General features: G+C 70.0%; 7 protein-coding genes. 5 read left to right on the forward strand and 2 right to left on the reverse strand.

Annotated elements, in window-relative coordinates; all coding sequences use genetic code 11:
* Positions 1–12 precede the first annotated feature (12 nt).
* Complete coding sequence (locus ACFUNE_RS31985; RefSeq protein ID WP_383575240.1) at positions 13–261, forward strand: hypothetical protein; 249 nt, start codon at positions 13–15, stop codon at positions 259–261.
* Between the two features lie 111 nt (positions 262–372).
* On the opposite strand, the gene ACFUNE_RS31990 is transcribed toward ACFUNE_RS31985, so the two are convergent.
* The gene (locus tag ACFUNE_RS31990) at positions 373–1374 is read right to left on the reverse strand and encodes an SDR family NAD(P)-dependent oxidoreductase (protein WP_383575242.1); all 1002 of its coding nucleotides are present in this window, start codon (positions 1372–1374) and stop codon (positions 373–375) included.
* Positions 1375–1458: 84 nt separating this feature from the next.
* On the opposite strand from ACFUNE_RS31990, the gene ACFUNE_RS31995 reads away from it, so the two are divergent.
* Together ACFUNE_RS31995 and ACFUNE_RS32000 are read left to right on the forward strand one after the other, a co-directional pair.
* The gene (locus ACFUNE_RS31995) at positions 1459–2373 is read left to right on the forward strand and encodes an AraC family transcriptional regulator (RefSeq protein ID WP_383575244.1); all 915 of its coding nucleotides are present in this window, start codon (positions 1459–1461) and stop codon (positions 2371–2373) included.
* Positions 2374–2524: 151 nt separating this feature from the next.
* Entirely contained in the window at positions 2525–3019 is a 495-nt protein-coding gene (locus tag ACFUNE_RS32000; protein WP_383575246.1) for a hemerythrin domain-containing protein, read from the forward strand.
* 435 nt (positions 3020–3454) lie between these two features.
* Here ACFUNE_RS32000 and ACFUNE_RS32005 read toward each other — a convergent pair whose 3' ends face one another.
* Positions 3455–3769, reverse strand: a complete 315-nt coding sequence (locus ACFUNE_RS32005) for a glycosyltransferase (protein ID WP_383575248.1) — start codon at positions 3767–3769, stop codon at positions 3455–3457.
* A gap of 972 nt (positions 3770–4741) precedes the next feature.
* Between ACFUNE_RS32005 and ACFUNE_RS32010 the strand changes: the two genes are divergently transcribed.
* Together ACFUNE_RS32010 and ACFUNE_RS32015 are read left to right on the forward strand one after the other, a co-directional pair.
* On the forward strand, positions 4742–6283 hold the full coding sequence (locus ACFUNE_RS32010; protein ID WP_383575250.1) for an endo-1,4-beta-xylanase: 1542 nt from the start codon (positions 4742–4744) through the stop codon (positions 6281–6283).
* 153 nt (positions 6284–6436) lie between these two features.
* On the forward strand, positions 6437–8970 hold a 2534-nt coding region (locus ACFUNE_RS32015; RefSeq protein WP_383575252.1), incomplete at its 3' end, for a glycoside hydrolase family 48 protein.

Raw genomic sequence — 8970 nt, forward strand, 5'->3', positions numbered from 1 at the left:
GAGGAACGTGTCGTGCTGTTCCGGGCGCGGTCCCTCGACGAGGCCGTCGCCTGTGCCGAGCGGGAGTCTGCCGAGTACGCCGGGGAGGGCGGCTTCGAGGTCCTCGGCATGGTGCAGGCCTACCGAATCCCCGACGGCGACGAGGTGGGCGAGGGTACGGAGGTGTTCTCCATCTCCAGACTTCATGCGCTCGACCTACCGGGAGACGAGTTCCTCGACCGCTACGGCTCGGGACCGGCACACACACAGATCACCGAGTGACGTCGGTTCACGGCGCTCGCCCCGGCGAGCGGGCACTGACGCCTCGACCCTGAGGATTCGTCCGGTGGCGGAGCCGAAGCAGGAAGCCTGCTCCCGCTGACCAAGAGCGGGTCAAGCTCCGCGGAGTGCCTCGGTGCTGTACTCCCAGAGCCGGTCCGCCGCCTCCTGGGCCAGTGCGTGGGCGCCGACGCCGCCGGGCTGATCGTCGTCGTCCCGAACGGTCGGCGCCTCCTGGTTGTCCTCGAAGTACCTACCCGTGATGTCCTCCACCAGGGGTGAGGCCGCCAGGAGGACCGAGGTGGCGGCGCCCTGCTCGGGAGTCTTGTAGTACGGCAGCGGTGTCAGGTTGCCGGCGTCGTCCATCACACCGAACGAGCGCATGGTGTCGTCGTCGAGGTGCCGCTGGAGGCGCGTGAGGATGTAGCCGGGGTTGAGCGCGTTGGCCGTGATGCCGTCGGCCTCCCAGCGGCGGGCGCCGACCGTGAACAGCACCCCGGCGGTCTTGGACTGCCCGTAGGCGACCCATGGGTCGTAGGGCCTCCGCGCGAAGTGGGGGTCCTCGAAATCGAAGGGCACGTCCCGGTGGGCGCCGGAGCTGACGACCACGATCCGGGCGGAGCCGGAATCCGCCATGGCCGTGCGCAGGCCGGTGGCCAGCGCGAAGTGGCCGAGGTGGTTGGTGGCGAACTGCGCCTCCCAGCCGCCCGCGGTGAGAGTGCGTGTGGGAAGGGCCATGATCCCTGCGTTCGCGACGAGGATGTCGAGTGGCCCGCGCCATTCCCGCGCGAACGCGACGGCCGAGGCGGGGTCGGACAGGTCGAGGGCCTCCGTGTGCACGCGGCCCGCGCCGCCGACCGTGGCCAGCTCTCTGACCAGCGGTTCGGCGGACTCCGGGCGGCGTGTGGCGATCGTGACCTCTGCGCCTGCGACGGCCAGGGCGCGGACCGTAGCGGCACCGATGCCGGAGGCGCCTCCGGTGACCACGGCACGGCGGCCGGTGAGGTCCACGCCATCGATCACCTCGCCTGCCGAGGCGCGGGGGCCGAAGGGAGTGGTGAGGAGGGCGGACTCGCCGTTCGCGGCGTTGCGGGGATGGAGGTGGTTCGTTGTCATGGCTCCACGCTACGTCGAGCGATCTGGACGATCTATGGTTGGAAGTCCGTGTTTCTTCAGCCGGCGTCCAGACTGGAAGGTGCCGTGGATCCACTTGAGGATGTGCTGACCCTGCTGCAGCCGCGCGGTCGTCTGTCCGCGAGCATGGCGGCGGGGGGACAGTGGGCCGTACGGTTCGAGGCTCCCGAGGCCGTGAAGTTCAACGCGGTGCGACGCGGCTCCTGCCTGCTGGAGGTCGACGGTGTCGACCAGCCGGTCGGCCTGGCGGAGGGCGACTGCTACCTGCTCACCCGTCCTCGCGCATTCACCCTCCGCAGCGACATGGAGGCCCCGCCCGTCGACGCCGGCCCGGTGTTCGCCGCGGCAGGGGGCGACGTCGCACAGGTGGGCGACGGCGACGACGTGTTCCTCATCGGCGGTGCATTCTCCTTCGGTACCCGTGCCCAGGAACTGCTGCTCGACCGACTGCCGCCGGTCATCCATATCCCGTCCGAGACCCAGCACGCGGAGACGGTGCGATGGGCGCTGACCGCCATCGAACAGGAGCTCTCGGAACGGCCGATGGCCGCCACGCTGGTGGCCGAGCATCTCGCCGTCGTCATGCTCGTGCATGTACTGCGGCTGCACCTCGCACGCAATCCCCGTGCGGCGTCCGGCTGGCTGGCCGGTCTCGGCGATCCCGTGATCGCCGCGGCCCTGACCTGCCTCCACCGGGACCCCGCGCGTCGTTGGACCGTGGCCGAACTGGCAAGCACCGCAGCGGTCTCCCGCTCGACTCTGGCCGCCCGCTTCAAGGCGACGGTCGGCCAGGGCCCCTTGGAGTACCTCACCCGCTGGCGCATCGAGCTTGCGGCCCGGCAGCTACGGGACGGCAGGGAGACGCTCGCCGCCATCGCGCACTCCGTCGGATACGGCTCGGAGAGCGCCCTGAGCGTCGCTTTCAAGCGGGTCGTGGGTGTGCCACCGGGCGACTACCGCCGGCAGCCGCCGATGCCGTGACGAGGCGCGGCCCGGGACCGGCGCCCCAGGACCCTGTCCGGGCGGTGCTCCTGCTCTTCCATGTCGGCCCGGGAAAGCCCCCAGCGGCCGTCTCGCTTGTCCGCCTCTCCTGGGGGTAGCAGCGAAGCACCGTCCAGAAGAGGAGATTGTGGTGTCCGAGACGCGTGACGTGGTAGCCGAGATTCTTGCGGACCATCGCAGCATGGAGGAACTGCTGCGCCGAATGAGGAGTGTCGAGGAGGACCGGCGGGCGGCTCTGAGCGAGTTCGCCACGCTCCTGATCGCTCACGGAGAGGCCGAGGAAGCCGAGGTGTACCCGGCGCTCAAGCGGTTCCGCAACGTGGACAACGAGGAGATCGAGCACGGGGAGGAAGAGCACCACGAGGGGAACGAAGCGCTCCTCGCCCTGATGGAAGTGCGAGAAGTGGGCTCCGACGAGTGGGACGAGAAGCTGGAGGAGCTCGCGAAAGCCGTCACGCACCACCTCGACGAGGAGGAACGCACGATCCTCAACGGCGCCCGGGAGAACGTGCCGGAGGAGCGCCGCGCCGAACTCGGCGCGACCTTCCTCCGCGACCGGGAGAAGCACGTGAAGGCCGACTGCGGCAGCATCGACAGCGTCCGCGCTGTCGTCCGCGCGCACTGAAACCGTGCGCGCACCGCCGAAGGCGGTTGAACAGCGGCCCGGCAGGACACCCGGCCGAGGAGCGCGGCAATGTCGCCGTCCCGAATGGCGGCTGCGAAGAGGTGTCCGCGCCGGGCCCGGGCCTGATTCGGCGTCCGCGCGGGGCCCGAGGCCTGGGCCGGAGATCGGCGTCGGACGCCCGGTGGGCCGAGCGGGTCATGACCGCGTCGACCCGATGACCACGTGGAGCACTACGCACGCCGGACGGCCGGAACGAGAGGCGCTCGCCCCTTCCCCGCACTCAGGGGGGAGCGTGAGGGGAAGGCGGGCGACCCGAGGGCCGGGACGCCGGTGAACGTGGAGGGCAGTGCCTGCCCTCCACGTCGACGACCGCACCGGGGCCCGGTGACCATGCCGGTCTCCTGGGCCCTGACCGCACTTGCGCGCGAAGGTCCGTCAGACCGGGACGACCGCCCCTTCCCGCACCCAGCCCCGTCCGTCAGCTGCCGCGTCGGTGGTGACCAGCACGTAGCCGTACTCGTTGTAAGAGGCGCCCTCGCAGGTTGATGCGCCGACGATGTCACCGGCGTACTTGGTCTTGACGACCACACTGTTCGGATTCGGGTTCTCGTAGACACCGGCGGTCGGCCACACGACCTTGTACTGGCAGCCGGCCTGGGCCGCAGCACCGGCGACGGGGGCGGTGACGAGAATGCCGGCGAAGCCGAGCGCGGTAGCGAGAACGGCGGTAGCAGGGCGGGGCATGCGCATGATCGGTGGCGCTCCTGGGATTCGACTATGTGTCAGGCACATGATGACAGGCGGACGCGATCACGACCATCACCCGCGGCCGAGCCGGAGACCGGGAGAGCCGAGGACAGCCCCCGCAGCGCCTCCGACCGCGGCCGGCCCGGGCACCGTTCACCCGCCGGCCGGAGACAGGTCGTCGCTCGCCCGCATCCCCGGCCCCCCGGCGGCCCTACAGCCCCGCGGACGTCTTCGCGTACGCCGCCAGGAGCGGATCACCGTTCCGGCACCCGGCCACCCGCATGCACTCTCCGTGAGCATCGGGACGCGAACAGGCAGAGCCACGCCGCGTTCCGGATCCGGGCCCGCACACGTCGCCGGCTCCCCCACCGCGCTCGCGCTTTCACCCCGCTGCTCACACTCACCCACGCCTCCTGCCAGTCACTTCAGGACCTTCCCGGCTCCCGGCACCGCCTGGCGACGGGCATCGGCCGCACGCCGTGCGAGTCATCCACCGAAAGTGGCCGACGCCGATGCACCGACTCCCGCAGGGCACACCTGTGTCACCCAACGTGTCCACTCCCGATGTCACCGGCACGGCACGCCACAGCTGCGCGTAGACCTGATGCGAGCGGCCCCGGGGCCGCTCGCCGCGCCTCCCGGGCACACCTCGACTGCGGCGCGAAGTCACCCCCGGCACCGGCTGGAATCACCACTCCGGCGGACGGCACAGCACCCTCATGGCAGGCAACTGAGCACAGTGGGGCGCCCGTTCAAGGTGTAGCCGCGTTAACGCGCCCGTAAGGCAGTTGTGATTTAAGACTTGACAGGTGCCCATCACCACGCCACCTTGGGAGCGCTCCCACAGTACGGCTTGCACAGCACGCTCCAATCCCCTCCCCTTCTCCCCCAGCACCGGGCGGACAAAGGGCGTGACGGGGGCGCAGACGCGCTCCCCGCCACGCTCCACCCCGCCCGACAGAGGAAGGCGTTGCCATGAGCTCGGTGAAGTGCTGCAGACCCAGCCGTACCAGTGGGCTGTCGGCCCTCCTGGCCGGAGCCCTCGGTCTCGCCCTCATCGTCGCTCCGACGGGCGGACCGGCTGCCGCCGCCCAGCAGGGCACGCTGCACGAACTGGCAGCCGCCCAGGGCAGGTACTTCGGTTCCGCCACCGACAACCCCGAACTTCCCGATGCCGCCTATGCGGCCGTCCTCGGCTCCGAGTTCGGACAGATCACGCCCGGCAACTCCATGAAGTGGGACACCACCGAGCCCGCCCAGGGCCGGTTCGACTTCGCCAAGGGTGACGTGATCACCGACTTCGCGGCGCAGCACGGCCAGACGGTGCGCGGGCACACCCTCGTCTGGCACAGCCAGCTGCCGGGCTGGGTCGGAGCCCTGCCGTCGGGGCAGGTAGAGGCGGCGATGACCGGCCACATCACCGAGGTGGCCACGCACTACCGCGGCGAGGTCACCGCGTGGGACGTGGTGAACGAGCCGTTCAACGAGGACGGGACCTTCCGCACGAGCCCCTTCCACACCGCGATGGGCAGCGACTACATCGCCACCGCCCTGCGCGCCGCCCATGCCGCGGATCCGGACGCCGAGCTGTACCTCAACGACTACAACATCGAAGGGCTCGGCGCGAAGAGCGACGCCATGTACGCACTGGTGAGCGAACTGCTCGACGAGGGCGTCCCTCTCCACGGGGTCGGGATGCAGGCGCATCTGGCCGTCCAGTACGGCTTCCCGTACCAGATGCAGGCGAACATGCAGCGGTTCGCCGACCTCGGCCTCGACGTCGCCGTCACGGAGCTCGACGTGCGCATGCAGCTGCCCGCCGACGCCGCCAAGACCGTTACGCAGTCCGCGTACTACCGGCAAGTGGTCGAAGCCTGCCTGGCGGTCGAGCGCTGTGTCGGCATCACGGTCTGGGACTACACCGACAAGTACTCCTGGGTTCCGAGCACGTTCCCCGGTCAGGGGGCGGCCAATCTGTACGACGAGAACCTGCTGCCGAAGCCCGCCCACGCCGCCGTGCGCACCGCTCTGGGCGACGACGGCGACCCGGGGGAGGGTGGTGATCCCGGCGTGCTCAAGGCGCAGTACCGCAACAACGACTCCTCTGCCGGCGACAACCAGATCAAGCCCGGCCTCCAACTCGTGAACACCGGCGGCACGACGATCAGCCTCCCGGACGTGAAGGTCCGTTACTGGTTCACCTCCGGCAGCGGGGCTTCCACATACAGCACTTGGTGCGACTGGTCACAGCTCGGCTGTTCCCGGGTGACCCACCGGGTGACCGCTCCGGGAAACCCGAAGACCGGCGCCGACCACTACCTCGAAGTGGGCTTCTCCGGCGGCAGCCTGGCCCCGGGTGCCTCGACCGGCGAGATCCAGCTCCGCCTGAACAAGACGGACTGGTCGAACTTCGACGAGTCGGACGACTACAGCCACGACACCGTCGCACCCTACGCGGACGCTCCGAAGGTCACCGTCTACCTGGACGGCGAGCCTGCCTGGGGCATCGAACCCTGACCGTCGGCCACATGAGCCGCTCCGGCTCACCCGCCCCTGCGCAATCGCTCTCCCCTCCACCGCCCCCCTTCCCCAACGACACCCGCCAATGGAGGATTTGTGTCGATATCACGTAGAACATTCAGCAGCGCCCTGGGTGGCAGCCTCCTCGCCATGGGTATGACACAGGGCATCGCCGCCGCGAAGCCCGCCTCCCCGGCGGCCGGCACCGGCGCTCGCGCAGCTGCGGCCGACGACCCTTACACCCAGGCCTTCCTCACCCAGTACGGCAAGATCAAGTCGTCTGCCAACGGCTACTTCAGCCCGGACGGCCTGCCGTACCACTCGGTCGAGACACTGATGGTCGAGGCCCCCGACCACGGGCACCAGACCACGTCGGAGGCCGTCAGCTTCTGGATGTGGCTGGAGGCCGCGTACGGCAGGGTGACCGGAGACTGGGCGCCCTTCAACGCGGCCTGGGCCGTGGCCGAGAAGACCATCATTCCCCAGCACGCGGACCAGTCGACCGCCGGCTCCTACAACCCGTCGGCTCCCGCGACCTACGCCCCGGAGCATCCGCTGCCCAGCGGCTACCCCTCCGCACTGGACGGGACGGTCAAGGTCGGCACGGACCCGCTCGCCACCGAACTCGCCTCGTCCTACGGGACAATGGACGTCTACGGCATGCACTGGCTGATGGACCTCGACAACGTCTACGGCTACGGCAACAAGCCGGGCACCGGCGGCGAGTCCGGGCCGGGCGCCGGGGCCTCTTTCATCAACACGTACCAGCGCGGTGCTCAGGAGTCGGTGTGGGAGACGGTTCCGCAGCCCACCACGGACCTGTTCAAGTACGGCGGCCCCAACGGATATCTCGATCTGTTCGTCGGCGACGCCAGTTATGCCAAGCAGTGGAAGTACACGAATGCGCCGGACGCCGACGCCCGCGCGGTGCAGGCCGCCTACTGGGCGTACCGCTGGGCGTCGGCCCAGGGCAAGGCGAGCGAGGTCGCGAGCTCGGTGGCGAAGGCCGCCAAGATGGGCGACTACCTTCGCTACGCCATGTTCGACAAGTACTTCAAGCGGGTCGGCAACTGCACCGACCCGGCGTCCTGCCCGGCAGCCACCGGCCGTGACTCCCAGCACTACCTGCTGTCCTGGTACTACGCCTGGGGCGGTGCCGCGGCGGGCAGTGGCGGCGGCTGGGCCTGGCGCATCGGTGACGGCGCCTCGCACCAGGGTTACCAGAACCCGCTGGCCGCGTGGGCTCTGTCCAACGTACCGTCGCTCACCCCCAAGTCGGCGACGGCCAGGACCGACTGGTCCAAGAGCCTGACCCGGCAGCTGGAGTTCCTGACCTGGCTGCAGTCGAGTGAGGGCGCCTTCGCGGGCGGCTGCACCAACAGCTGGGAGGGAAGTTACAGCGCGCCGCCTGCCGGTACGCCCACCTTCTACGGGATGGCGTACGACTGGCAGCCGGTGTACCACGACCCGCCGAGCAACAACTGGTTCGGCTTCCAGGCGTGGGGCATGGAGCGCCTCGCGGCGTACTACCACGAGACGGGCAACGCGGCCGCCGAGGCGGTGCTGTCCAAGTGGGTCGCCTGGGCTTCGTCCGAGACGACGGTGGGCGCCGACGGCAGCTTCCGCTTCCCCTCCACCCTCAACTGGACGGGCCGGCCCGACACCTGGAACGCCGCGTCCCCCGGGAACAACGCGGGCCTGCACGTCACGGTGGTGGACTACGCCAACGACGTCGGTGTGGGCGCCGCGTACGTCAAGACGCTCACCTACTACGCCGCCAAGTCGGGCGACGAGGACGCTGCCGCGCTGGCCAAGGCGCTGCTGGACGCGATGGCCCTGAACGCCACCGCGAAGGGCATCTCCGTACCGGAGACCCGGCGGGACTACAACCGGTTCAACGACGAGGTGTACATCCCGGCCGGATGGTCGGGCACGATGCCGAACGGCGACACCATCGAGCCGGGGTCGACCTTCATCGACATCCGCAGCTGGTACAAGGACGACCCCGACTGGCCGAAGGTGCAGGCCTACCTGGACGGCGGCGCCGCCCCCACGTTCACCTACCACCGGTTCTGGGCCCAGGCGGCGCTCGCCCTGGCGTTCGCGATCTACGCCGAGCTGCTGGTGGAGGGCGGCGGCGGGCCGGGCGGGGACACCGAGGCGCCGACGGCCCCGACGGGCCTCACCGTGACGGCGACGACCGCCACCAGCGTCTCGCTCTCCTGGTCGGCCTCCACCGACAACGTCGCCGTGACCGGCTACGACGTGTACCGCAACGGGGTGCTGGCGGGGAACGCCACCACCCGGACGTTCACGGACCCGGACCTCGCCGCGGCCACCCAGTACAGCTACACCGTCGCGGCACGGGACGCGGGCGGCAACACCTCGGCCCTGTCGGCCGCGGTCACCGCCACCACGAAGACGGGCGGCTCGACCGGTACCGGCGCGGTGAAGGTCCGGTACAAGAACAGTGACTCCGCCACCGGTGACAACCAGATCAGGCTGGGACTCCAGGTACTGAACACGGGCAACGCCCCGATCGACCTGTCGACGGTGAAGCTGCGCTACTGGTTCAGCGCCGACGGCGGCCCGAGCACCTTCGGCACGTACTGCGACTACGCCGCGCTCGGCTCGTCGAACATCACCCACTCGGTGGTCGCCGTCTCCAGTCCGAAGACGGGCGC

The sequence above is a fragment of the Streptomyces sp. NPDC057287 genome, assembly GCF_042667905.1.
GTDB lineage: Bacteria > Actinomycetota > Actinomycetes > Streptomycetales > Streptomycetaceae > Streptomyces.